Annotated in this window: 22 protein-coding genes and 1 tRNA gene; 16 read left to right on the top strand and 7 right to left on the bottom strand. The window is 67.6% G+C overall.

All coding sequences use genetic code 11. The features are described 5' to 3' along the window. Position 1: 1 nt before the first annotated feature. Entirely contained in the window at positions 2–913 is a 912-nt protein-coding gene (locus LG3211_RS12910; RefSeq protein WP_057943203.1) for an STM4015 family protein, read from the bottom strand. Positions 914–1,019: 106 nt separating this feature from the next. Beyond that, positions 1,020–2,417 carry a GntP family permease gene (locus tag LG3211_RS12905; protein ID WP_057943202.1) on the bottom strand — a complete coding sequence of 466 codons (1,398 nt, stop codon included), beginning with the start codon at positions 2,415–2,417 and terminating at the stop codon, positions 1,020–1,022. Between the two features lie 424 nt (positions 2,418–2,841). On the opposite strand from LG3211_RS12905, the gene LG3211_RS12900 reads away from it, so the two are divergent. After that, the gene (locus LG3211_RS12900; RefSeq protein ID WP_235114494.1) at positions 2,842–5,073 is read left to right on the top strand and encodes a TonB-dependent receptor; all 2,232 of its coding nucleotides are present in this window, start codon (positions 2,842–2,844) and stop codon (positions 5,071–5,073) included. A gap of 369 nt (positions 5,074–5,442) precedes the next feature. Next, positions 5,443–8,799, top strand: a complete 3,357-nt coding sequence (locus LG3211_RS12895) for a hybrid sensor histidine kinase/response regulator (RefSeq protein ID WP_057943201.1) — start codon at positions 5,443–5,445, stop codon at positions 8,797–8,799. A gap of 282 nt (positions 8,800–9,081) precedes the next feature. Here the strand turns inward: LG3211_RS12895 and LG3211_RS12890 are convergent, their stop codons facing one another. After that, a complete protein-coding gene (locus tag LG3211_RS12890) occupies positions 9,082–9,747 on the bottom strand; it encodes a response regulator transcription factor (protein ID WP_057943200.1) in 666 nt (221 codons plus the stop codon). A 103-nt stretch (positions 9,748–9,850) separates the two neighbouring features. On the opposite strand from LG3211_RS12890, the gene LG3211_RS12885 reads away from it, so the two are divergent. The 8 genes from LG3211_RS12885 to LG3211_RS12850 all read left to right on the top strand — a co-directional run bounded on the left by LG3211_RS12885 (position 9,851) and on the right by LG3211_RS12850 (position 17,609). Then, positions 9,851–11,836 (top strand): D-(-)-3-hydroxybutyrate oligomer hydrolase, encoded by a 1,986-nt coding sequence (locus LG3211_RS12885; protein ID WP_237049755.1) that lies wholly within the window; start codon positions 9,851–9,853, stop codon positions 11,834–11,836. A 263-nt stretch (positions 11,837–12,099) separates the two neighbouring features. Beyond that, the gene (gene pssA / locus LG3211_RS12880) at positions 12,100–12,714 is read left to right on the top strand and encodes a CDP-diacylglycerol--serine O-phosphatidyltransferase (RefSeq protein ID WP_057943199.1); all 615 of its coding nucleotides are present in this window, start codon (positions 12,100–12,102) and stop codon (positions 12,712–12,714) included. Between the two features lie 361 nt (positions 12,715–13,075). Beyond that, the gene (gene phaE / locus LG3211_RS12875) at positions 13,076–14,323 is read left to right on the top strand and encodes a class III poly(R)-hydroxyalkanoic acid synthase subunit PhaE (RefSeq protein ID WP_187313010.1); all 1,248 of its coding nucleotides are present in this window, start codon (positions 13,076–13,078) and stop codon (positions 14,321–14,323) included. A gap of 1 nt (position 14,324) precedes the next feature. Continuing rightward, complete coding sequence (locus LG3211_RS12870; RefSeq protein ID WP_057943197.1) at positions 14,325–15,395, top strand: class III poly(R)-hydroxyalkanoic acid synthase subunit PhaC; 1,071 nt, start codon at positions 14,325–14,327, stop codon at positions 15,393–15,395. A gap of 363 nt (positions 15,396–15,758) precedes the next feature. Next, positions 15,759–16,487, top strand: a complete 729-nt coding sequence (locus LG3211_RS12865) for an SGNH/GDSL hydrolase family protein (protein ID WP_057943196.1) — start codon at positions 15,759–15,761, stop codon at positions 16,485–16,487. An 8-nt stretch (positions 16,488–16,495) separates the two neighbouring features. Then, complete coding sequence (locus LG3211_RS12860; RefSeq protein WP_057943195.1) at positions 16,496–16,909, top strand: YfeK family protein; 414 nt, start codon at positions 16,496–16,498, stop codon at positions 16,907–16,909. Positions 16,910–16,961: 52 nt separating this feature from the next. Continuing rightward, positions 16,962–17,165 (top strand): PspC domain-containing protein, encoded by a 204-nt coding sequence (locus LG3211_RS12855; RefSeq protein WP_057943194.1) that lies wholly within the window; start codon positions 16,962–16,964, stop codon positions 17,163–17,165. Positions 17,166–17,177: 12 nt separating this feature from the next. After that, entirely contained in the window at positions 17,178–17,609 is a 432-nt protein-coding gene (locus tag LG3211_RS12850; RefSeq protein WP_237049754.1) for a hypothetical protein, read from the top strand. Positions 17,610–17,889: 280 nt separating this feature from the next. Here LG3211_RS12850 and LG3211_RS12845 read toward each other — a convergent pair whose 3' ends face one another. Next, on the bottom strand, positions 17,890–18,702 hold the full coding sequence (locus tag LG3211_RS12845; RefSeq protein WP_057943193.1) for an NRDE family protein: 813 nt from the start codon (positions 18,700–18,702) through the stop codon (positions 17,890–17,892). A gap of 255 nt (positions 18,703–18,957) precedes the next feature. On the opposite strand from LG3211_RS12845, the gene LG3211_RS12840 reads away from it, so the two are divergent. After that, the gene (locus LG3211_RS12840) at positions 18,958–19,281 is read left to right on the top strand and encodes a hypothetical protein (protein ID WP_057943192.1); all 324 of its coding nucleotides are present in this window, start codon (positions 18,958–18,960) and stop codon (positions 19,279–19,281) included. 2 nt (positions 19,282–19,283) lie between these two features. Further along, positions 19,284–19,457 (top strand): hypothetical protein, encoded by a 174-nt coding sequence (locus LG3211_RS26405; RefSeq protein ID WP_187313009.1) that lies wholly within the window; start codon positions 19,284–19,286, stop codon positions 19,455–19,457. Between the two features lie 128 nt (positions 19,458–19,585). Here the strand turns inward: LG3211_RS26405 and LG3211_RS12835 are convergent, their stop codons facing one another. Continuing rightward, positions 19,586–20,425 (bottom strand): LysR family transcriptional regulator, encoded by an 840-nt coding sequence (locus LG3211_RS12835; protein WP_057943191.1) that lies wholly within the window; start codon positions 20,423–20,425, stop codon positions 19,586–19,588. 109 nt (positions 20,426–20,534) lie between these two features. Between LG3211_RS12835 and LG3211_RS12830 the strand changes: the two genes are divergently transcribed. Beyond that, positions 20,535–21,029, top strand: a complete 495-nt coding sequence (locus LG3211_RS12830; protein ID WP_057943190.1) for a lipocalin-like domain-containing protein — start codon at positions 20,535–20,537, stop codon at positions 21,027–21,029. A gap of 67 nt (positions 21,030–21,096) precedes the next feature. Then, a complete protein-coding gene (locus LG3211_RS12825; RefSeq protein ID WP_057943189.1) occupies positions 21,097–21,441 on the top strand; it encodes a 5-carboxymethyl-2-hydroxymuconate Delta-isomerase in 345 nt (114 codons plus the stop codon). A gap of 217 nt (positions 21,442–21,658) precedes the next feature. On the opposite strand, the gene LG3211_RS12820 is transcribed toward LG3211_RS12825, so the two are convergent. Continuing rightward, positions 21,659–21,745: transfer RNA gene (locus LG3211_RS12820), tRNA-Leu, on the bottom strand. A 114-nt stretch (positions 21,746–21,859) separates the two neighbouring features. Here LG3211_RS12820 and LG3211_RS12815 point away from each other — a divergent pair. Beyond that, positions 21,860–22,252 carry a bleomycin resistance family protein gene (locus tag LG3211_RS12815; RefSeq protein WP_057943188.1) on the top strand — a complete coding sequence of 131 codons (393 nt, stop codon included), beginning with the start codon at positions 21,860–21,862 and terminating at the stop codon, positions 22,250–22,252. A 362-nt stretch (positions 22,253–22,614) separates the two neighbouring features. After that, entirely contained in the window at positions 22,615–23,808 is a 1,194-nt protein-coding gene (locus tag LG3211_RS12810) for a S1 family peptidase (RefSeq protein WP_083512515.1), read from the top strand. Between the two features lie 62 nt (positions 23,809–23,870). On the opposite strand, the gene LG3211_RS12805 is transcribed toward LG3211_RS12810, so the two are convergent. Then, positions 23,871–24,323, bottom strand: a complete 453-nt coding sequence (locus LG3211_RS12805) for a DUF2214 family protein (RefSeq protein WP_057943186.1) — start codon at positions 24,321–24,323, stop codon at positions 23,871–23,873. Between the last annotated feature and the right edge of the window lie 3 nt (positions 24,324–24,326).

Raw genomic sequence — 24,326 nt, 5'->3', positions numbered from 1 at the left:
GTTACTCGGATACGGCGACGTAACGGTCGCCGTCGTCCTCGTCTTCATGGTCGTCGAGCACCACCGTGCACGGCAGCGCCTGCAGTTTCTGCTGCCACGGCGGCGAGATGTAGTGATGGCTCAGGTCGATGCGCTCGATCGTGCCAAGGTGCGGGCTTTCGGCCAGCGCTTGCGCGCCGACATCGCCGATCGTGCCCAGCGACAGGTCCAGGGTCTGCAGCGATCCCAGCCACGGCTGTTGCGCCAGCCACACCGCCAATTCGTCGCTGATTTCCGAATCGCGCAGACCCAGATAACGCAGCCGCCGCGGGTCGATCTTGGCGAGCAGGTTCTGATACGGAGCGATGCCGCCGTCGAAACCGTAGCCGTCGCTGCCCAGCCACAGTTCCAGGTGATTGAGCGCCGGCAGGGTCGAGGCGGCGATGGCGTCGGTGATGTTCGAGGGCAGGCCGCCGCATTCGATCGCCAGTTCTTCCAGGGCATCGTGCCCGAACGCTTGCAGCTCCAGATTGGTGGAGCCGCGGATGCGCAGCGATTGCAGATTCGGGAACGCCGTCAGCAGCGGGTTGTACGAGGTCTGGATGATCCAGGAGATCTCGCAGTCTTCGTAGGTCATATCGCCGATGAACAAAGCCTTGAGCGCGGGCAACTGCGCGCGGCGCTCGATCAAACCATCGAGATAGCCGTCCGGGCCTTCTTCCTGCGCCTCGCTCCATGCGCCGATGATCAGCGCTTCGAGCTGGGACGGATCGACCTGCGACAGAAAGTTGTCGAGCAGATCGCGCTGGCTTTCGGCGCTGTCGTAATCCTGGGTCAGGCGATAGACCACATCGCCGCCGGCGGGCGTGTCGCCCATGCTGAAGTTGACGACGCGTTTGCCGCGGTAGATCTGTGAGTATTCGCCGATGGTCACGTAGGGCTCCTTGCCTGCACCTGCTGAAGAGAGCGCCAGCATAACCAAGGTCCCGGCTTATGTGGGAGGGCTGAAGCACCTCCCACAACAGACTTCGTGCTTACGCTCAGACCAGCCCGGTCGCGTAGTACAGGCCGATCACCACGAACACCGCCGCGGTTTTCACCAAGGTAATCGCGAACACATCCTTGTAGGCCTGGCGATGGCTTAGACCTGTCACCGCCAGCAGGGTGATCACCGCGCCGTTGTGCGGCAGGGTGTCCATGCCGCCGGAGGCCATCGCCGCGACTCTGTGCAGCACCTCCATCGGAATCGATGCGGCGTGGGCGTTGGCGATGAAAGTATCGGCCATCGCCGCCAGGGCGATGCTCATGCCGCCGGAGGCCGAGCCGGTGATGCCGGCCAGCGCGGTCACGGTGATGGCTTCGTTGACCAGCGGGTTCGGAATCGCCGCCAGCGCATTGGCCACCACCAGGAAGCCCGGCAGCGCCGCGATCACCGCGCCGAAGCCGTATTCGCTGGCAGTGTTCATTGCGGCCAGCAGCGCGCCGCCGATCGCCGCCTTGCTGCCTTCGGCGAAACTGGCCATCACCGGTTTCCAGGCGAAGACCAGCACCGCGGCGATGCCGATCAACAGCGCGCCTTCGACCGCCCAGATCGCGGCGATCTTGGACACCTCCTGCACCACCGGCGCGGCGTCGCCGATCACCGCCGGGTCGAAGCTGTGCTGTTTGCCGTAAGCCTGCGGCAGCCACACGCTGAAAACCTTGTTGGCGATGCCGACCAGCAGCAGCGGGGCGATCGCCAGCAACGGATGCGCCAGCTTGCCGCCGGCGAACGGCGCCGGTTCGTTGATGAGATTGTCGCCGTAGCCTTCGCCGGCCTTCAGCGCGGCGCGGCGGCGCCAGTTCAGATAGATCAGGCCGGCGATCAGGATGAACACGCCGCCGAGCGTGCCCAGCACCGGCGCGGCCCAGGTGTCGGTGCCGAAGAACGCGGTCGGGATGATGTTCTGGATCTGCGGCGTGCCCGGCAGCGCGTCCATGGTGAAGGTGAACGCGCCCAGGGCGATGGTGCCGGGAATCAGGCGCTTGGGAATATCGCTCTGGCGGAACAGCTCGGCCGCGAACGGATACACCGCGAACACCACCACGAACAGCGACACGCCGCCGTAGGTCAGCAGCGCGCACACCGCGACGATGGCCAGCATCGCGCGCTCGCGCCCAACCAATCTGATCGTTGCCGCGACGATCGATTTGGAGAACCCGGAGGTTTCGATCAGCTTGCCGAAGATCGCGCCCAGCAGGAACACCGGGAAATATAGCTTCAGGAACCCGACCATCTTGTCCATGAACAAACCGGTGAACATCGGCGCGACCAGGCTGGGATCGGTCAGCAGCACCGCGCCCAGCGCGGCGATCGGCGCGAACAGAATCACGCTGTGGCCGCGGTAGGCGACATACATCAGAAAGCACAACGCGGCCAGCACGATCAAAAACGCCATCGGTTCGATTCCCCAGCGGACAACGCCGGCGGCTTGGCCCGGCTGCGCGCAGTGTCGGCAATGCGCGGGTGGGCGGGGCATTGTCCGAAGGTACAGCTGCCCGGCGCGGGTCGCGACTCATAGGCTGTGCGCCATGACGGGGGAGCTCGCCTCCACCGCCGCTGTTCGCATGTGCGGCATGGATGCGGCTGGGATGCGGCGCCTCGGGCGGCGCGAATCGCGCGGGATGCGGCCGGATCGGGCCGCGCTCGCCGCCTCGCGCTTTGGCCACGATGCGCGGCCCGCAGGACGCGGGGCACATGCGGCCGGGGGCAAGGAACGCAACGACAGCGGCGGTGGCGGCGACGCGACTGCTTGTGCGCAGGCCGCCCGCAGCGGATTCGGAACCGGCGCGCGCACCAATCGGATTGGGGAGAACACACTAGTGAAACTAAGCATCAACCAGCACCTTCGCCGCCAGGGCTTGAGCCTGGCCATCGCCAGCGCATTGATCGCGCCGGCCGCCTGGGCCCAGGACGCCGCGCCGGTCGGCGAGGCCAAGACCCTCGGCGGGCTCACCGTGACCGCGCGCAAGCGCGAGGAAACGCTGCAGGAAGTACCGATCTCGATCACCGCCTTCACGCCCGAGGCGCTGGACCGGCTCAATGTCGAGGACCTCAGCGATCTCGACGCGCAGGTGCCCAACCTCACCATCTACGCCGCGCGCGGTTCCAGCAGCACCATCACCGCCTACATCCGCGGCGTCGGCCAGTCCGATCCGCTGTGGGGCGTGGACCCGGGCGTGGGCATCTACATGGACGATGTCTATATCGCCCGTCCGCAGGGCGCCTTGCTCGACGTGTTCGACGTGGAGCGCATCGAAGTGCTGCGCGGCCCGCAGGGCACGCTGTACGGCAAGAACACCATCGGCGGCGCGATCAAGTACGTCTCGCGCGGATTGCCGACCCATTTCGACGGCTTCGCCTCGGTCACGGTCGGAAATTACGGCCAGCTCGACGTCAAGGCCGCGGTCGCCGGCCCGATCGGCGGCCCGACCCAGGGCGGCGACGCGACTTTGCGCGGACGCCTGTCGGTGGCCAGCCTCAACCGCGACGGCTTCGGCAAGAACACGTTCACCGGCCAGGATGTCAGCGACAAGGAAGTGCTGGCCTTGCGCGGCAGCCTGGGCGCCTATGTCAGCGATGCGCTGGATTTCCAGTTCGCCTTCGACTGGATGGACGACCAGTCCGGCGTGCGCGGCGCGAAGATGCTCGCGGCCAACCGTTTCGCTCCCGGCTTCCAGCCCTTGAGCGACCGCTACGACATCCGCAGCGGCATGCCCAACATCAACGACACCACGATCAAGGGCGCTTCGGCCACGATCAACTGGCGCGCCAACGAAGACTGGACCTTCAAGTACGTGCTGGCCAAGCGCGAGTCCGACACCGAAACCAACATCGACTTCGACACGCTGCCGAACAAGATCGCCGACGTGAAGGCGTTCTACAGCGATCAACAGGTCAGTCACGAGCTGCAGGCCAACTACGACAGCGGCGGCCGCGCGCGCGGAGTGATGGGCGTGTACGCCTTCGACGGCGAAGCCGGCGGGCAGGTGCTCAACAACTTCTTCAACGCCAGCTTCGGCGACACCCAGGGCACGGTCTACACCGATTCGATCGCGTTCTACGGCGACTGGACCTTCGATCTGACCGACAAGCTCAAGCTCGACGTCGGCGCGCGCTACACCGACGAGGACAAGCGCGCCAAGGTGCTCAACCGCGGTTATCGCGATGCGAACTTCACCATTCCCAACGGCGTGGTTGCGGCCAACTTCGACCGCAGCATCAACTTCAAGAACACCTCGCCGAAGGTGTCGCTGGATTATCAGGTCACGCCCGACATCCTGCTGTACGGCCTGGCCACGCGCGGCTTCAAGTCCGGCGGCTACAACATCCGCGCCCAGGCCGCGGCGGTGCCGCGCTCGGCCGAGCCGTTCGACGACGAAGTCGTGGACAGCTATGAAATCGGCAGCAAGATGGCGTTCTTCGATCAGCGCATGTTCTTGAACCTGTCGTACTTCCACAACAAGTATGAGGACATCCAGTTGTCGGTGTTCACCGCCTACGACAGCAACGGCGACGGCACCAACGATGCGTTCTTCGGCGATTTCACCAACGCCGGTTCCGGCACCGTGCAGGGTCTGGAAGTCGAGTACCAGTGGCTGCCGAACGAGCACTGGCTGGTCTCGGGCAACGTGGCGTGGCTGGACGCGAAGTACGACGAATTCATGTACGCCGGCGTCAACATCGCCAATGAGCAGGAATTCACCAACGCCCCGGATTTTTCCGGCGCGGTGAACGTGGAGTACCGCACCGACCTGTCCAGCGGCGGCAATCTGTCGGCGCGGGTGGGTTACAGCTATCAGAGCGACGTGGTCGCCACGACCGAGATCGTGCGCACCGGCGCGAAGCCGATCACTCAGGACGGCTACGGCCTGGTCAACGCCGGGGTGACCTGGAAGAGCGGCGGGCCGTGGACGGTGGCCTTGCAGGGCAGCAATCTGGCGGACAAGGAATATCGCACCACCGGTTACAGCCTCAATTCGGCGCTAGGCGTTTACACCGGTTTCTACGGGCCGCCGCGTCAGTACACCTTGTCGGTGAAGTACGACTTCTGATCGGCTGCGAACGGGCAGTGCGGCTGGGGGGCCGCGGTGAGCCTCCGTCTTTTGGGCGGGGGCTCATTTTTTTTGGAGCAAAGGCAAATCCCCCTTAATCCTCCGGCCCACAGGCATAGCCTGCGGGCGTTCAGTGCCGCGCGAACCTGCGGTTCGCAAGCGCGGCCCTTCACCCTTTTTCAAAGGGGGAGACCCGGTAGGTAGGTGATAGGGGGCTGATAGAGCGCCGCGGTCCGTAGCAGTTGCTTTCGCTACTGCCGTCGCCTTTGCTGTTCCCCCCCTTTGAAAAAGGGGGGCAGGAGGGATTCGCTTTTGCTCTTCCCACCAAACAGCACGCTATCCTGCCCCGATGCCTTCCCGTGCGTGCCCATGCTGAGCCTCACCACCGTAGCCCTGGCCAGTCTGGCCTGGCTGGCGTTGATGTTCGGCACCGCCTTGTACGCCGAGCGCCGGCCAGGCGTGCTGGCGCGGCACTGGCGGCATATCTACGCGCTGTCGCTGGCGGTGCACTGCACCTCGTGGACGTTCTACGGAACCGTCACCCAGGCCGCGCGCTACGGTTGGCCGCTGCCGCCGACCTTTCTCGGCTCGATCCTGCTCTACGCACTGGCCGTGGCCTTCATGGTCCGGCTGGTCAAGCTGGCGCGCGAAACCAATGCGACCTCGCTCGCGGATCTGATCGCCACGCGCCTGGGCAAAGACGCGTGGCTGGCCGCGACCGTCACCCTGGTCGCCGCGCTCGGCCTGATTCCTTACATCGCCCTGCAGCTCAAGGCGGTGGCGATGAGTTTCGCGATGCTGACCACGCGCGCCACCGACGGCGCCGCCTTGCCGGCATGGCGCGACAGCGCGCTCTATGTCGCCCTGGCGATGGCCTTGTTCGCGATGCTGTTCGGCACCCGCCGCGCCAGCGCGGCCGAACACAATCGCGGGCTGGTGCTGGCGATGGCGTTCGAGTCGGTGTTCAAGCTTGCCGCGATGCTGGCGCTGGGCGTGTTCGTCTGGTTCGGCCTGGACGATATGCCGAAGGCCGCGGTGGCCGCCGCGCCCGCGCCGCCGGCCGGCGGCTTCGCGCCGTTCGTGCTGCTGGGCGCGCTGGCGATGTTCATCCTGCCGCACCAGTTCCATGTCGCGGTGGTCGAATGCCGCGACGAGCGCGACGTGCGCACCGCGCGCTGGCAGTTTCCGCTGTATCTGCTGTTGATCGCCTTGCCGGTGTTGCCGCTGGCCAAGGTCGGCCAGTCCGTGCTCGGCGCGCAGGTGCCGTCGGACCTGTACGTGCTGGCGCTGCCGTTGGCGCAGGGCCACGAAGCGCTGGCCCTGTTCGCGTTTCTCGGCGGCCTCAGCGCCGCCACCGGCATGGTCGTGGTCAGCACGCTGACCTTGAGCCTGATGATCGGCAACCACTGGTTCGCGCCGAATCTGCTGCGCGGCGCGTGGTCGCGCAATCGCGATCTGCGCGGACGGGTGCTGGCGCTGCGGCGCGGCGGCATCGTCGCGATCATGCTGCTGGCCTGGGGCTACAGCCGATTGATCGCTGGCAGCGAGGCGCTGGCCGATGTCGGCGCGGTGTCGTTCTCGGCGCTGGCGACGCTGTCGCCGGCGCTGGCGTTCGCGGTGTGGCGGCCGCAGACGCCGGCGCGCGCGGCGATCGTCGGCATCGCCGCCGGTTTCGCCGCCTGGGCCTGGGTGCTGCTGCTGCCGCTGTTGTTCGAGGCGCGCGGATTGTCGCCGGAGTGGTTGCGCAGCGGGCCGTTCGGCCTGCAAGCGCTGGCGCCGGAAAATCTGTTCGGCCTGACCGGCTGGAGCCGCCTGGGCCGCGCGGTCGGCGCCAGCTTGTTCGTCGGCACGCTGGCGACGGTGCTCGCGGCGATGTGGCGGCGCGAGTCGCCGCGCAGCGCTCAGCCGGGCCTGGATGCGCAGACCTTGCGCGACGCCGGCCTGCGTTTCCTGCCGCGCGAACGGGTCGCGCAATTGCTCGACGGCGTGCCGCTGGGCGCGCCGGTCGAGGCGTCGGTGGAAGCCGGCGTGGAACGCGAACTGGCCGCGGTGCTGGGCTCATCGTCGGCGCGGGTGCTGCTGGACGCGGCGCGGCGCGAAGCCGGGCGCGATCTGGATACGGTCGCGGCGATCGTCGGCGAAGCCTCGGCCGATCTGCGCTTCAATCAGCGCGTGCTGGAAGCGGCATTGCAGAACATGAGCCAGGGCATCAGCGTGGTCGATGCGAGCCTGCATCTGGTGGCCTGGAACCGGCGTTACGCGGAGCTGTTCGGCTATCCGCCGGAGTTGTTGCAGATCGGCCGGCCAATCGCCGACCTCGCGCGCTGGGCGATGCAGCGCCTGCCGCCGCCCGGCGATCTGGAGCAAGCGCTGGAGCGGCGCCTGGCCTTCATGCGCGCCGGCACCCCGCACTTGTCCGAGCGCGTGCTGGCCGACGGCAGCATCATCGAAATCCGCGGCAATCCCATGCCCGGCGGCGGCTTCGTCGCCACCTTCACCGACGTCACCGCGTTCCGTCGCGCGCAGGCCGGGCTGATCCAGGCCAACGAAACGCTTGAGCAACGCGTCGCCGAACGCACCGCCGATCTGGAAGTCGCAACGCGCGAAGCCGAGCGCGCCAACGAGGCCAAGAGCCGCTTCCTCGCCGCGGTCGGCCACGACCTGATGCAGCCGTTGCACGCCGCGCAATTGTTCACCGATGCGCTGAGTCAGCAGCTCAACGATCCGGCCCAGCGCGAGACCGCTGCGCAGATCGGCGGCGCGCTGGATTCCACAGGCGATCTGCTGACCGGATTGCTGGACATGTCGCGCCTGCAGGCCGGCGGCCTGGTGCCGCAGCCGCGTGAGTTTCCGCTGAGCGAAGTGCTCGAACCGCTGGCCGCGCAGTTCGCCGCGATCGCCGCCGCGCGCGGTCTGCGCCTGAGCTACGTGGCCACCCGCGCCTGGACCCGCAGCGATCCGCAACTGCTGCGGCGGGTGCTGCAGAACTTCCTCGCCAACGCGGTGCGCTACACCGCGCACGGCCGGGTGCTGCTGGGCGTGCGCCGCCGCGACGGCATGCTGGCGATCGAAGTGCACGACACCGGCCCGGGCATCGAAGCGGCGCAGCGCAGCGCGATCTTCGAAGAATTCCGCCGCGGCCCGGACGCGCCGGGGCAGGGCCTGGGCCTGGGGCTGTCGATCGCCGACCGCATCGCGCAATTGCTGCAGGCGCCGTTGACACTGCACAGCCGCATCGGCCGCGGCACCGCGTTCGGCGTGCGCTTGCCGATGGTGCATGCGCCGCGATCGCTCGCCTCCGCCGCAGTTGCGGCACCGCAGCGCGGCCTGAGCGGCGTGCGCGTGCTGACGGTGGACAACGATCCGCAGGCGCTGTCGGCGCTGGGCGAGGTGTTGCGGCGCTGGGGCTGCGAGGTCGAAGCCGTCGCCGACGGCGAGCAAGCGCGCACGGCGATGCGGGCGCGGTCGGCGGCCTTGTGGCTGTTCGACTTCCATCTCGACCGAGACGACACCGGCCTGGCCTTGGCCCAGCGCTTGAGCGAGGAGTTCGGCGCGCGGCCGTGCCTGCTGCTCAGCGCCGACACCGGCGCGCAGGTCCGTCAGGCCGTGCACGCGGCCGGGCTGTCGCTGCTGGCCAAGCCGGTCAAGCCGCTGGCGCTGAAGTCAGTGCTGGACCGCTTGCTGGCCGCGGGCGGCATGGAGCGCGGAAGCGTGACGGCGGGATAATTGCGTCGAAGTTTCGGTAGACGCGCGTCGTGAAGACAAAGTCAAGAAAATTCCGTGGCGATTTTTTAGCCAAACCTATTGCAATGCTTATGTCATAAAGGATTGCGCGGACTCTTCCCGATCTGTCCGCAGGTTTGTCCACAGGCTGTGTGGACAAACCTGAGCAGGCGGTTTGATGAAGCAGGTGAACGAAAATCCGTTTGCGGTGAGCGACCGTGAGCGTGCGTGCCAAGCGCGGGCGTCGGCTGTGAATTCCCGGCCGCGAGATTCAGCCGCAGAGTTTCAGTCTTCGATCCGGCGCGCCGGGTCCGACAGTTCCAATTCGCGCAACACCACGCCGGCCTGGGTGCGATTGCGCACGCCGAGACGGTCGAAGATCGCGGACAGATGCGCCTTCACCGTCCGCTCCTGCACGTCCAGGCGATCGGCGATCTGCTTGTTCAGCAATCCTTGCGCGACCAGGCTCAGCACCCGGAACTGCTGCGGCGACAGACTGGCCAGACGCGAAGCCAGATCGGCGTCGCCGCGATCGCTGTGGGTGCGCGCGACCGCCGCGCGCAACGATGCCGGCAGCCATTGCTCGCAGGCCAGCACCGCGCGGATCGCGTCGCGCAGTTCGTCAAGGCCGGAACTCTTCGGCAGATAACCGGCCGCGCCGTGATCGAGCGCGCGCCGCACCACGCGCGGATCGTCGTTGGCCGACACCACCGCGACCGCGGTGCCCGGGTACTGGGCGCGGATCGCCGCGAGCCCGGCCAGGCCGTGATTGCCCGGCATGTGCAGATCCAGCAGCACCAGATCGATACCGGGCTCGGCTTCCAGCGCTGCCAGCGCATCGTCGAGCGTGCCGGCCTCGCGCACCACGGTGTCGGGCACCGCATCGGCGGCGGCCTGGCGCAGCGCGGCGCGGAACAGCGGATGGTCGTCGGCGATCAGCAGGGTCGGCATCGGCGGTAGCCTAGCAGGCCCGTCGCGGCCGCTCCGCGCCAGGACGGGCCAGGCTGTACGAAAGTACGATGAGGGCGGGGCGGCGACTTGCTAGCCTGCGGGCATGAGCGCCCATTGCCTACGCACCGCCGCGGTTTGCGCCGCATTCGTCCTGTCGGTCTGCATCGCCTCGCCCGACGCCGCCGCGGCTACCGCGCGCGCCGCCAGGCCGGCCGAACCGGGCACCGTCAAGGATTCCAAGCCGATGTTCACTCAACAACGCCAGACCGAGCATCGCGGCGAGCAAGACGATCTGCTCAGCGCCGGCCTGGGCCTGGACGGTTTGCGCGCGATGGTGCCGCCGGCGTTTGCCGACGCGGCCCATCCCACCGCGGCCGAATTGCGCCGTCGCGCGCTGTGGGCGAACTGGCGCGGCATCGCCGATCTCGCTCCCGGCGGCGGTTACGGCGAGCTCTACGGCAGTCTGGCGCCGGTGCCGGGGCGCGAGTTCAGCGCTTTCGCGATCGTGCCCGGCGCGCGCCAGCCGCATCGCGTGCTGGTGCAGGTGCCCGATGGGTTCGATCTGAACAAGCGTTGCGTCGTGGTCACCGCGTCGTCGGGATCGCGGGGCATCTACGGCTCGATCGCCGTCGCTGGCGCCTGGGGCCTGCCGAAGGGCTGCGCGGTCGCGTACACCGACAAGGGCGCGGGCACGGATTATTTCGATCTCGACGCCGGCCGCGGCGTGCGCGCCGACGGCACCCTCGGCGGCGCCGACGACGCGCTTGCGTTCACGCCGAAGGCCGGTCAGCGCGAGGGCGGGGCCGGCATCGCCTTCAAGCACGCGCATTCGCAGGACAACCCCGAGGCCGACTGGGGCCGGCACGTGCGTCAGGCCGCGCAGTTCGCGCTGGCGTCGTTGGATCAGGCGTTCCCGCAGCAGGCGCCGTTCACCGCGGCCAACACCCGCATCATCGCCGTGGGCATTTCCAACGGCGGCGGCGCGGTGCTGCGCGCGGCCGAACTCGGCGGCGACGGCGCGCTCGCCGATGGCTGGCTCGACGCGGTCGTCGCAGGCGAACCGAACATCTACGTGCAAGGCGCGCGGCCTTTGTACGACTACACCACGCAGGCGGCGCTGTTGATGCCGTGCGCGCTGCTGCACAAACCGCTGGCGGCGATGCCGGTGGCGCCGATCACCGGCGACAGCGCGCAGTCGTACTGCGATTTCGCCGCGTCCGTGGGCTTGCTGGGCGATGAGGCCAGGCAGGCCGACACGCCGGCGCGCGCGCAGGCCGCTTACGAACGCATGCGCGACAGCGGTTGGAGCGACGATGCGCTGCGCGCCGGCGCCTTGTCGGTGAATTTCGATCTGTGGCGTGCGGTCGCGGCGACCTATGCCTCGGCTTACGGTCGTTTCGTTCCGGCCGCGCAGGCGCGCAGCAAGGACCCGGATCAACCCTGGGTGCGCTACGTCTATGCCGCGGCCACGCCCGCAAGCAAGGACGTGCCGGCGGCGTCGCGCGCGGCCAACGACAACGAGCGCGCGGCGTGGTGGGCCGACGCCAGCGGCATTCCGCCGGGCGCGGGCGTGCAGTTGTTCGGCCCGGCCGCGAGCGATCCGCAGCAGCGCCTGGCGCCGCTGGCGGGCCTGCGCGAATTGTGGAGCGGGCAGTTGCTGCAGTCGGCGATCGCGCCCGACTCGGCGCAGGCGCTGACGCGCGCGCACGAACGCGTGCGCAAGGGCATCGAGGAAACCCGCGCCGGCGCGCCGCGCAAGGGCTTGCCGATCGTGGTGGTGCACGGCCTGGACGACGGTCTGATCCCGCCCGCGTTCAGCAGTGCGCCGTACGTGGCGATGGCGCGCAAGGCCGGCGCCCAGCTGAGTTACTGGCAGGTGCGCAACGTTCAGCACTTCGATTCGTTCCTCGGTCTGCCGGCCCTGAGCGCGCGCTATCTGCCGCTGTTGCCGTATGTGTACACGGCGCTGGACCGGGTGGACGCGTACCTGGATCGCGGCGAGCCGCTGCCGGCCGATGCGGTCATCGAGACCACGCTGCGCGCGCAGGGGCAGGGTTTGAAGGCGGAGAATCTCGCGATTCCGAAGTGAAGTCGGGCGGGCGTCGCGGTCGGCGACGCTCGCGGCCTTGCAGGCGCATCGGCCTCGTGATTTAGGCCGGAAGCCCCGTCGCTGCGACTTCGCCGCTGGTTTACGACCGTCGCGCGTGCGCCGGCGCCGATTCATTCCGACCCTTTAGACGCGAGCCCGCGCCGGCTTTGCGACTTTGGCCCCTTGCGGCCTACGCGCCTGCTTTGGCACGCTGAACCTCCCCTTGAACGGCCCACGCGCCGTTCGCCACGGAGCAGCGCCGCATGCAGCGTCATTTTTCGATGCTCCGCGAATTCCATCTCGCGGATTGGTTCACCCTCGCCAACGCCTTTTGCGGCACCGGCGCGATCTTCGCCGCGATGCGTTTCCTGCAGGAAGGCGGCGTGCGCGATCTGATGATCGGCATGGCGCTGATCCCGCTGGCCTTCATCTTCGATGCGCTCGACGGCCGCGTCGCGCGCTGGCGCAAGTCTTCGTCCACGCTGGGGCGCGAACTGGATTCGCTGGCCGACGTGATTTCCTTCGGCGTCGCGCCCGCGGCGCTGGCCTATGCCTGCGGTCTGCAGGGCGGCTGGGACTGGGTAGTGCTCAGTTACTTCGTCGGCTGCGGCGTCAGCCGTCTGGCGCGTTACAACGTCACCGCCGAGGCCTTGTCGGGCGATGAAGGCAAGGTCAAATACTTCGAGGGCACGCCGATTCCGACCAGCCTGGCGCTGGTGATCGTGCTGGCGATCGCGGCGTGGCAAGGCGCGATAGGCGCCGATCTGTGGTTCGGCGGCGTGCGCATCGGGCCGTGGTTGTTCCATCCGATGGTGCTGATGTTCGCGCTGTCTGGGTCGTTGATGATCAGCAAGACATTGCGGATTCCCAAACCCTAATCGCGGCGGCTGTGGCTGTTCCCCCCTTTGAAAAAGGGTGAAGGGCCGCTGCTTGCGAACCGCAGGTTCGTGCGGCACTGAACGCACGCAGGCTATGCCTGCAAGCCGGAGGGCAGGGGGGATTTGCTTCTGCTCTGAGCAAAGCAACAGCAAAAGCTCAAATCCCCCGCGCCTGCTGCGCAGGCGCCGCCCCCTTTTCTAAAGGGGGCAACGGCAGGGGCTGCATTGGTGATCGTGTCGCTCACACCCCTGAATACGCCTACCAACGCACACCCAGGCACCACGCCGATTCCCTGCGACGCCGTCACCACCGCCATGCAACGCGCCATTGCTATGATCGGCGCAAACCATGGAGACGGCGATGGCGAATTTCGGTTTCGGCTCGAACAATCCCGGCGATTTCGGCGCAGGCGTCAGTGCGCAGGATTTCGACCGGCTCGCGCGACAATACTGGGGCGCATGGGGCGAGATGATGCGCGGCGCTACGCCGCAGTCCGCGCAACCGTCGGTGCCGGGCTGGAACGAGGCGATCAACTGGTGGTCGCAGATGGCCAAAGGCGGCAATCCGCAAGTCGAAGACACCCTGGACCGTTTCAACAGCCAGGCGCGCGGTTGGTTCGGCGAAATCCAGAAACTCGCCGCGCAATTCGCCGGCAGCAACGCGTCGGCCGGCGACATCGCCGGTGCCTGGAAGCAGGCGCTGGGCGGTGGCGGCGCCAATCCGTTCGCGGACATGTTCGGTTCCATGCGCGGTCCGGGCCAGCAGGACTTCAGCCGATGGGCCGAGCAGATCGCGCCGTTCCTGGAGCGCGCACAGCACGAAGGCCAGTCGTTGCTCGGCTTGCCGGCGTTCGGTTTCGCGCGCGAGCATCAAGAACGCGTGCAGCAACTGGTCCAGGCCAATGCCGATTACCAGAAGCAAAGCCAGGCCTATAACGCGCTGATGGCGCAAGCCGGACAAGAGGCGTTCTCGCGCTTCGAAGACAAACTCGCCGAGCGCAGCGAACCGGGTCGTCAGATCACCTCCGCGCGCGGCCTGTTCGATCTGTGGATCGACGCCGCGGAAGAAGCCTACGCCGAGATCGCGTTGTCGCCGCGCTTCCGCGACGCTTACGCCGCGCTGGTGAATTCGCAGATGCGTCTGCGCGCCGGCGTGCAGAAAGAGATCGAACAGGCCAGCGGCAGCCTCGGCATTCCGACCCGCACCGAGATCGACTCCGCGCATCGCAAGATCGTCCAGCTCGAACGCGAGCTGAGCCGTCTGCGCGATGAACTGCACAACGCCAAGCCGGTGCGCGCCGCCGAGCCGCAGGCCAAGGCCGAACCCGCGGCCGCGCCGCCGGCCAGGGCGGGGGTGAAGAAAGTCGCGACCAAGGCCTCGGCCAAGGCGCGCACCGCCGCGGCCAGCGCCGCGGTGCCGAGCAAGTCGGCCGCGCCGGCTCGGCTCAAGGCCGTGCCGTCCGCCGCCGCAGCGCCGTCGCCGGCGAAGAAGGCGGTGAAGAAAACCGCGATCGCGCGACCGCAGCCGCCGTCGAAACCGCTCGCCGCGGCGGTGAAGCCGGGCAAGCGCGCCAAGACCGCCAAGCTGGCCAAGCAGGGAGCGCGCTGAGATGACCGCACCGATCAATTTCAGCGCCGAATCGCTGGCGCAAGAAGCGATGGCCGCGCAGAACAAACTGCGCGCCGGCCTGGACACGCTGCGCGAGGTCGGCGACATCGATTACGGCGCGACCGAGCGCGAAGAAGTCTGGCGCGACGGCAAGGTCGTGCTGTACCGCTTCCGCGGCGACAAGGCGCCGACCGCGAAGGTGCCGCTGCTGATCGCCTACGCGCTGGTCAACCGCCCGTATATGGTCGATCTGCAGGCGGACAAATCCATCGTGCGCGGCCTGCTCGAACGCGGCCAGGACGTGTACATCCTCGACTGGGGTTATCCGGACCGTTCCGACCGTTATCTGGAACTGGAGGATTACATCCAGCGTTTCCTCGGCGGCGCGGTCGATCATCTGCGCCGCGAATACCGCATGGATTCGGTCAACCTGCTGGGCATCTGCCAGGGCGGCGCGTTCTCGCTGTGCTACTCGGCGTTGAATCCTGGCAAGGTGCGCAACCTGATCACCATGGTCACGCCGGTGGATTTCCACACCAGCGACAACATGCTGTCGAACTGGACGCGCGGGCTGGACATCGATCAATTCGTGGACACGCTGGGCAACGTTCCGGCCGACGTCATGAACTGGTGCTACCTCACGCTCAAGCCGTGGCGCTTGTTCGTGCAGAAGTACGTGGGCCTGATCGACATCCTCGACGACAAGCGCGCGCTGGAAGATTTCCTGCGCATGGAAAAGTGGATCTTCGATTCGCCGGACCAGGCCGGCGAGGCCTTCCGCCAGTTCATCAAGCAGTTCTACCAGGGCAACGGCTTCGTCAACGGCGGCATCGATATCGGCGGGCGCGCGGTGGACCTGGGCTATGTGCAGATGCCGGTGTTGAACATCTACGCCGAGCAGGATCATCTGGTGCCGCCGGCGGCGTCGAAGGCGTTGGCCGATCTGGTCGGCACGCAGGACTACAGCGAACTGTCGTTCAAGGGGGGCCACATCGGCATCTACGTCTCCGGCCGCGCCCAGCGCGAAGTGCCCGGCGCGATTCACGACTGGCTGAGCGAGCGTTCGCGCTGAGTCGCTTCTCTGACTGAAACTTCCCTTGATCTCTTGATCTCTTGATCTCTTGATCTCTTGATCCCTTGATCCCTTCTCCCGCTTGCGGGAGAAGGTGGCCCGAAGGGCCGGATGAGGGCAGCGCGGCCGCTTCGGCCCTCACCCCAACCCCAGCCCAGCCCAAACGCATAGCGTTTGGGCGTTCGTGAACGCGCGAGCCAATGGCTCGCAAGCCGCGTCCACTCACCCCGCACAGCGGGAGAGGGGCTCACAAGTGCAGTCGGTCGATAGCTGCCTGCTTCAGTGCAAGCCGCCCGATCAAGTCTCGATCCCCCGATCCCGCCCGGGTTAGGCTGGACCCACCTTTGCCATTGGGAACCCGGTATGCGCCGCATCCTGACCGCGTTGCTGTTCACCGTATTGACGGCCTGCGCCGTCGCTCCGGGCAAGGATGCCGCCGCCCCCGCAAGCGCCGCCGTCGCGGCCGACCCGTCGCCGCCCGGCACCGCGCCGCGCGATTCGCGCGAATGGGAACCCACGGTGCAGGCCTGGGAAGCGCAGGACGCGCGCGTGCGCCGCATGCCCGGCGCGGTGGTCTTCGTCGGCAGTTCCTCGATCCGCCTGTGGGCCACGCTGAGCGAAGACTTCCCCGGCGTGGCCACGATCAATCGCGGCTACGGCAGCTCGCGCGTCTACGACTCGGTGTATTTCGCCGATCGCATCGTCAACGCCTACCAGCCGCGCGCGGTGGTGTTCTACGCCGGCGAGAACGATCTCAACGAAGGCCGCACGCCGCGCCAGGTGCGCGACGATTTCGTCGCCTTCGTGCGCCGCGTCCAGGCCGGCACGCCGAAGGCGCGGATCGCCTTCATCTCGATCAAGCCCAGCCCTTCGCGCAGCGCCTTGTTGCCGCAGGTACGACAGGCCAATTCGCTGATCCACGACTATATCCGCGGCGCCCGCGGCGTGGACTACCTGGACGTGTTCACGCCGATGCTAGATCCCGCCGGCGAGTCGCGGCCGGAGCTGTTCGTGGCCGACCGCCTGCATATGAACGCCGAGGGATACGCGATCTGGACGCGGGTGGTCGGCGCCTGGCTGGACAAGCTCTAATCGAGCACATGACCTCGATTCGAAACATCCTGCGCCAGCCGATCGCCTCGGCCTGGCTGGCCCTGACCCTGCTGACCGCGGGCGCCGCCCAGGCGGCGCCGTCGGCGGCGGCCGAACGCGAAATCCAGCAATTGGTGCAAGCGCTGGGGCGGTCGGGCTGCCAGTTCGAGCGCAACGGCAGTTGGTACGACTCGGCCCAGGCCCAGGAACACCTGCAGAAGAAGCTGGCCTACCTGCGCAAGCGCGACCTGGCCGACACCGCCGAGCTGTTCATCGAGCGCGGCGCCAGCCAGAGCAGCCTCAGCGGCAAGCCCTACCACGTGCGCTGCGGCAAGGGCCCGGCGATGACCGCGGCGTCCTGGCTGCAGGCCAGACTCGTTCAGCTGCGCGCCGCCGCGCGGGCGACGCCGCCATCACCGTGACGCGATAAACTGGCGCCGACCCTCGCCGTCGAGCCGCCCGGAGAGCGCCACGATGACCAGCGCCACGCGCCCGCTCTGCCGTTCGCGCCATGACCGCATGCTGGCCGGCGTAGCCGGCGGCATCGCCTTGCGCCTGCACTGGAATCCGGTGCTGGTGCGCGCGGCCTTCGTGGTGCTGGCCCTGGCGACCTTCGTCCTGCCGGTGGCGCTGGCGTATCTGATCCTGTGGCTGCTGTTGCCGGAAGAGGGCTGCTGACTGAGCGCATGGTTGCGAATCGCCGCTGCGATCGTCGGCGCGGTGTGGACCTCGCCGGTCACCGCGCTCGGCCTGCTCGCCGGTGTGCTGGCCACGCCGTTCGGCGCGCGTCCGCGCTGGCGCGGCGAAGACCTCGCCCTGGTGTTCCACCACTGGCCGTGGGGGCCGGGCGGGGCGATGACATTGGGCAACGTGATCCTGCACACCGGCGACGACCTGGATTCGCCTTGCCGCACCTACGCCCACGACGCCGGCCATCGCGAGGAACCGCCGATCCGCCTGGCCGATCACGAACGCGCGCACGTCTATCAGTACATGGTGCTCGGCTTGTTGTTTCTGCCGCTGTATCTGGCTTGCGGCGGGATCAGCGTGCGCAACCGCTTCGAGCGCGCGGCCGATCGTTATGCGCAGACCGGCCGCGGCTGGTGGCCGTGGGCGAAGTGATCGCGACGCCGCCGCGCCGGCTGAATACGCCGGCACGCGGATTCAGCGATCACGCATACGAATCCGATCACGAAATTTTGATCCTTGCCTAACGCCGGCGGCGTTATCCTGCGCGCGTCGGAGAAAAACCAACGGACGCAAGTCCGATGCAATCGCTCCGACGACGGAAGGCCCGGACACCCGAAGAACATCTTCGAGGCCTGGGCCTTCTTATTTGCGTCGGGCGTGCACGAGGCGCGTTGTTCGGAACATCGAAATCGCGGCCCGGATCGCGATTGCCTCAACCGCGCCGCAACGGCAACTCCACCGCCGTTTCGCCGCCGGTCGCGCCATTGGGCCCGTAGCGCCGTTCGATAAAACCGATCGAATCCTCGCCGATCAGCACGATGCTGCTGCAACGCGTGCCGTAGCGCTCGCCGAGCACGAACGGCGGCGACAGCATGCGTTCCAGTTCCAGGCCGACACCGGTGTCGGGCAGGGCGGTGTCGGGCGCGACGGTGGTGTCGGCCATCGCCGCGAGCAGCATCGCCAGTCCCGCGTCGTGGCTGTTCGGCGGCTGCTTGTGATCGGCTTGCTGCGAGGCCGGCGATTCCAGCCATGCCGACAGCGCGCGCGTGGCCAGGCCGCTCTTGGGCCAGGGCGCGTCGAAGGCGCCGTTGGACATCGCGTGCACGCCCGGTTTGACCGCATGCGCCTGGAAGTAGGGATGGTTGCTGCCGAACATCAAGTCGCCGCCGTCCCATAGCAGCAGATTGAAACGGCCGAACCGCATCGCCTCGGGGCGCAGGGTCTGCAGATATTCCGACGCGGTCATCGAGCCGTGGACGAAGTCGCGCACCAGGGCGCCGCGCGAACGCGGCGCGGCGTCGGGATTGAGTCCGTCGCGCACGTTGGTCACCGCGGCCAGGCGGCCGCGATCGGAAATCATCAGCCAACTGCCGCCTTGCAACAGATCGCGTCCGCCGAAGGCGTGCGCGTCGTCGGGATCGGCCGCGGCCGGCGCGGTGGGGCGTTGATGGGCTTCGTCGCGGTTGGCGATCAGCGCCAGCCGGTAACGCGGATGGTGTTGCCAGGCGAGAGCGATCAGACACATGCGGCGATTCTAACCAACCCCGGCGAGTATGACGCGACGGCCGTCGCCGTCCGCAGTGTTCGCTCGAGGGCGGAAATTGTTCACAAGCCGCGCCGGCGCGCAACCGACAGGCGGCGCAAATGCGCCAGGACCAATGGCAGATGCAGCGCCGCGGGGCTGGCCATAATCTGGCCACCGTCTCAACAGATGAGACCGCTCCACTGTCTGCTAGCCGGCGCAGATGGGGAGAGGTAAGCGATGAATCGTGGTGCCAGGATGTTGCTGCAGCTGTTCGCGCCGGCGTTGGTCGTGGCCGCGGGCGGCATGGCGGCCGGTGCGTTATTGCTGCAGACCGGTGTCGCATCCGCCGATCTGGCGTCGGCGACGGACGAATACGCGCGGATCGCGCGATGGCTGCAATTCGGCAGCGCCGGTGCCGGCGTAATGATGACGATGTACTCGTTGTGGCGTTTATGGCGATGGGAGCGCGGCATGGAACCGCAGTGCCCCTGCGGCGGCCTGTTGTCGCGACCCGTCAGCGGTCGCAACGGCCGCGCTCGCCGCTGCCTGGGCTGCAGGCGACCTCACCCGGAGAACTGATCATGCTCGCAACCGCCGCCGCCATCCGCTGCATCGTCGCCGCATGGCCGAACGTTGCGCGCAGCGCGCCGGCGGAGCGCGCATGGCGGGACGAGGTGGGCGAGGGCGATGAGGACGCCGTTCACTCGGCGTCGATCGCGTATCCGGACGGCGAGGACGGGGAAGAGTCGCACTGAGCTTCGGACGGGCGCTGCATGGGCGCGCTGGTGGATCGGTTCGGCGCGGGATCTTCCGGTACGCCTCTTCGAATCGCGTTACGCAATATTGCCGGCACAAACTCCTGTTGCCGCGCGACGCAATGCCTTCACTGGAACGCCAGCGTGAGAACGCGCAAGGCATCGCGCGTGCGCCGGTCGCTGAGGTTGCTGTAGAGCATCACGTCCTGCGAGCGGATCGGCGGCAGCGACAGCAGCCCGCTGACATCGACCGTGCCCGGCGGTGCCGCGCGCCGCGCCAGCACCGCCACCGCCAGGCCGGCGACCGCGGCGGCGCCCAGGATCGCGGCGCCCTTGCCGAGGAACACTTCGCGCCATTCGATGCCGGCCCGGTCGAGCGCGCGTACCGCCTCCGTGCGGATGCGGCACGACTCGCCTTGCGTCGCCAGCGGCAAGGGCTGGCCGGCGCGCGGCTGCCAGCCGGCCGCCGCGAACCATGAAAAGGTTTCCGCGAATGCGATTTTTCCGCGCTTGCCGCGATCCTCGGGGCGCAGCACCAGCACGGCGTCGAGTTCCCCGCGTTCCTGGCTTTGCAACAGTTCGTTGGTGCCGGCGATGCGCATCTCGACCAGCAGGTTCGGATCGTGGTCGCGCATCTGCCGCAACAAATACGGCAGTTCGCTGCCGACCAGCAATTGGTTGATGCCGATCGCCAAGCGGCGTTGTTCGGTCTCGAAGGCGGCGGCCGCGCGGTCGTGGGACGACACCAGTTCGCGCGCCACGCCGAGAAAAGCCAGTCCCTCGGCGGACAGGCGTACATGCCGCGGCGTGCGTTCCAGCAGGCGGCGGCCGAGTTGTTCTTCCAGGCGCCGCAGCTTGATGCTGATCGCGGACTGGGTGGTGCCCAGCACGTCGGCGGCGCGGGTGAAGCTGTGCAGATCGGCCGCCAGCAGGAACGCCCTGACCGCATCCACGTCCATGGCTTTCATCTGGATAGATTCGATTTTTAAATGCCAGATATCTTTTTAGATGCATTTTTCATATCTATCAAGCGGCTTAAGATGAACCGGTCGATCCCAAACGTAAGGACTTACCGCGATGAAACTACTGAGCGGCGCATTCGTCGCAGTGCTGGCGGGGCTGGCCGCGCCCGATGCGCAAATGCCGGCACGCGCGTTTCCACTGCAAGGCACCTGGAGCCTGGTCGCCGCGGACAAGATCCTGCCGGATGGGCGGGCGACGCGGGACTACGGCGAGAACCCGAAGGGCAGGCTCGTCGTCGATGACAAGGGGCGGTATTCGCTGCAGATCTTCAAGTCCGAACGCCCGCGGTTCGCCAGCGACAGCAAGGCCGACGGCAGCGCCGGTGAATTCAAGTCCGCGGTCATGGGCAGCAGTACCCACTACGGCGCGATGACGATCGACCAAGGGGCAGGGGTGTTGGCGTTTTCGATCGAAGGCTCGTCCTTTCCCAACTGGGAAGGCACGACGCAGAAGCGCCGGTACACGTTCGACGGCGCGCAGCTGCGTTACGAGGTGCCGCCGCGGGCGGACGGGAGCATCCCGGTTTCCGTGTGGCGCAGGCTCGATTGAACCTGTCCTCAACGAGTTCGGAGGCGGTCGCCTCCTCCGTATCCACCTTGCAAGCGATGGAGCCGTCATGCCGCACTTCGTAGTCGATTGTTCTCAGGGAATACTTCAGATTCACGATGAGGAATCGATCATCGCCCGACTGCATCGAGTGGTGAGTTCAACGGGGTTGTTCGAAGAATCGGACATCAAGGTCCGCCTGCACCCGTTCCGCACCTATGCCGTCGGCGGCGGGCGGGAAGATTTCATCCACACCTTCGCCTGGATCATGCAGGGGCGCAGTGTCGAGCAACGCGCTGCCTTGGCGAAGGCCATCGTCGGCGAGCTGGCCGGGATGTTTCCGCAGCTTCCGCGCATTGCGGTGAACATCGACGAGTTCGAGCGGGCGACCTATTTCAATCGAACCATGCTGTGACCCCCGGCCCGGTTTCCGGTGCGGTCGGCATGTCGGTTAGTACCGGTTGGCGGATATTCCGCTGTCAGCGGGGAAGGCGCTTCCAAGTGAACGATATCCGCGCGAGCAGGCGAGCGCGGAGAGGTCGGCCGTCGCGGAGCCTCTGGCCGGCAGCAAAGCCCGGGCGCAGCCCCGAACAAGCACAAAAAAGCCCGCGATCGCTCGCGGGCCTTTTTTTTGGTGCCGGAGGTGGGACTCGAACCCACACGCTTTTAAGGGCGGCGGATTTTGAGTCCGCTGCGTCTACCGATTCCGCCACTCCGGCAGCGGGCAGGCAGTATACCCAGCTCGGGGCCGCGAGTCTGCCCCCTCCGCGGTCGTGACCTCCGGCGAATGTGCGGTGGTCTAGAGTGAGTTCCCGCCGCCCCGGAGCCATCCCATGGCCAACCTCGCCCAACCGCTGCACTGCGCCTACGTTCTGGCCGTTCCCGACGCGGAAGCGACGGCGCGGTGGTGGCAGACCATGTTCGGCTTCGAGCGCTGGCTGGAGCCGCAGGGGTGGGTGTTCGTGCGCCGCGGCGCCTGCGATCTGCGCCTGGGCAGTTGTCCCGACGCGCTGGCGCCGCATGAGACCGGCGATCACAACTATTTCGGCGTGGTCCTGGTCGATGCGATCGACGCCCTGTTCGAAGAGGCCCGCGCGCGAGGCCTGAGCTCGCTCGCGCCGCCGCAGGACCAGCCCTGGGGCATGCGCGAGATGATCGTGCAGACGCCCGACGGGCACCGGCTGGTGTTTGCACAACAAATGCACGCGGACGTCGAGGAATCCTGAGCGCGGGCGGGGCGCGCGGCCGGGTATCCCTCCGGGCCGGCGCGCCCGAGGCGCGGGACGCCACTTCCCGGTTGGCCTGGAGTCCTCGACGCACCGCGCAGAGGGCGCGGCGCCGCGCTTGCCGATCCGCCGCGAAATGTCCGCCGGGCGGTGGTTTCCGCGAACGCCCGCGGCGGCGGCGCGCGCCTTTGTGACGCGGTCGCGCCTTCGCCTGTGATCCAGGCAGGCGCGCCGATCCGATCGACGCGGTTATCTATCAGCGCCCGTCGAACGGTTCATCAGGAAGGACTTCGCGACGGGTCGCGATCGCGTCCGTGCGCGCTTGCGGATTTTCTCATCGCATCCAATCCAGGAGGTTTTGTATGCAATCCACCGGTTTTTCCTCGCGCCGATCCGGCGCTCACGTTTGCGCTTTGTCCCTGCTGTGCATGGTCGCCTTCGATGCGGCCGCGGCAACGGATCTGCAGGTCAGCCCGACGCTTCATCAGGCCGCGCAACACGATCTGGGCCTGTCGTCGGCGCAGGTCGATCAACTGCTGCAGGTGCAGCGCGATGCGCCCGCGCAAGAGGCGCTGGCGCGGCGCCGTCTGGGCGCCCATTTCGGCGGCGCCTGGGTCGAACGCGCAAGCGACGGCCGCTATCGGTTCGTCGTCGGATCTTCGGACCCGCGCGGCCCGCTCAAGCTCGACGGCGTGCAGTTGCGCCAGGTCCGCTACAGCCTGAGCGAGCTGGAAGCGGCGAAGGCGCGCCTGGATCGCAGCGTGCGTGCGCGCGTGTCCGGCATCAGCCGGCCGATCGACGGCGTGCATTCGTGGTACGTCGATCCGGGCAGCAATTCGGTACTGGTCAGCGTCGCGCCCGATGCCATGGAGCGCGCGATCGATTTGGCCGCGGTCAGCGGCGCCGACAGCGGCCTGTTGCGCTTCCAGCAAACGCCGGGCGTGCCGCAGCCGACCTCGTCGGTGTACGCCGGCCGTTCTTACGAGAAGAACGGCGCGCTCTCGTGTTCGGTCGGATTCGCGGTCATGCAAGGCGCGACCAAGGGCTTCGTCACCGCCGGCCATTGCGGGACGGCGGGCGAGACGATCGGTCTCGACGGCGCGCCGGCCGGCTACTTCGCCGCGTCGGAATTTCCCGGGACCGACCGTGCCTGGGTCGCCTTGAACGCCAATCACGAGTTGTTTCCGCTGATCACCAATTACGCCGGCGGCTTTTTCGCCGTGCGCGGCAGCGTCGAGGCGGGCTATTCCGCGGTGGTGTGCCGCTCGGGTTGGAAGACCGGCTACCAGTGCGGGCTAATCACCGCGCAGAACGTCACCGTCAACAGTACGCGCGGCGTCGTGTTCGGCCTGACCCAGAGCAACGCCTGCGCCGGCTTCGGCGATTCCGGCGGCGGCTGGATCGATGTCCATGAGCAGGCGCAAGGCGTGCTGTCGCTCGCCAGCATCGCGCCAGGCGCGCAGAACAACTGCGGCACGGGGATCTTTCAGGTGAGCTGGTTCCAGCCGGTGAACCCGATCCTGCAGCAGTACGGATTGACCCTGGTTACGCCCTGAGTCTTCGGCTCAGGCCGCGGCGCCGTCCGATCGGGGCGGCGTCGCGGATCGCGGCGGTGCGCTCAGAACCCGCCGAAGCGCGCCATCGCCGCGGCGCAGACCAGGATCACCGCGACCAGTACCAGCTCGAAGCGGATCAGCAGGCGCAGGGTGCCGACTTCGCTCGCGGCCGGCAGGAAGTTCGGATCGGCCTTGAGCGCCTTGCGCCAGCGCAGGAAGCGCACGGTCGGCAGGATCGACAGCAGCGCGATCAGGATGAAGGCGCCGAGCTTGGCGTGGAACCACGGGTTGTGCTCGTAGAAGTCGAGGCCTTTGACGCCGAACTTCAGCCGCGACAGGCCGACCACCAGCAGCAGCACCGCGCTGGCGCCGTAACCGGAGTCGAGCCCGGCCAGGCGGCGCAACACCGTCGCGTCGATAGGGCCGCGCAGCAGCACCGATTCGGCCACCAGCATCGCGATCAGGGCGAACACCAGCAGGTGGTGGGCGGAGGCGAGCAACAGATCGGTCAGCATCGG

Origin of the sequence: Lysobacter gummosus (assembly GCF_001442805.1) — a bacterium.
Classification (GTDB): Bacteria; Pseudomonadota; Gammaproteobacteria; order Xanthomonadales; family Xanthomonadaceae; genus Lysobacter; species Lysobacter gummosus.
The sequence above is the reverse complement of the archived record's forward strand: the minus strand, read 5'-3'. Positions and strand labels throughout refer to the sequence as shown.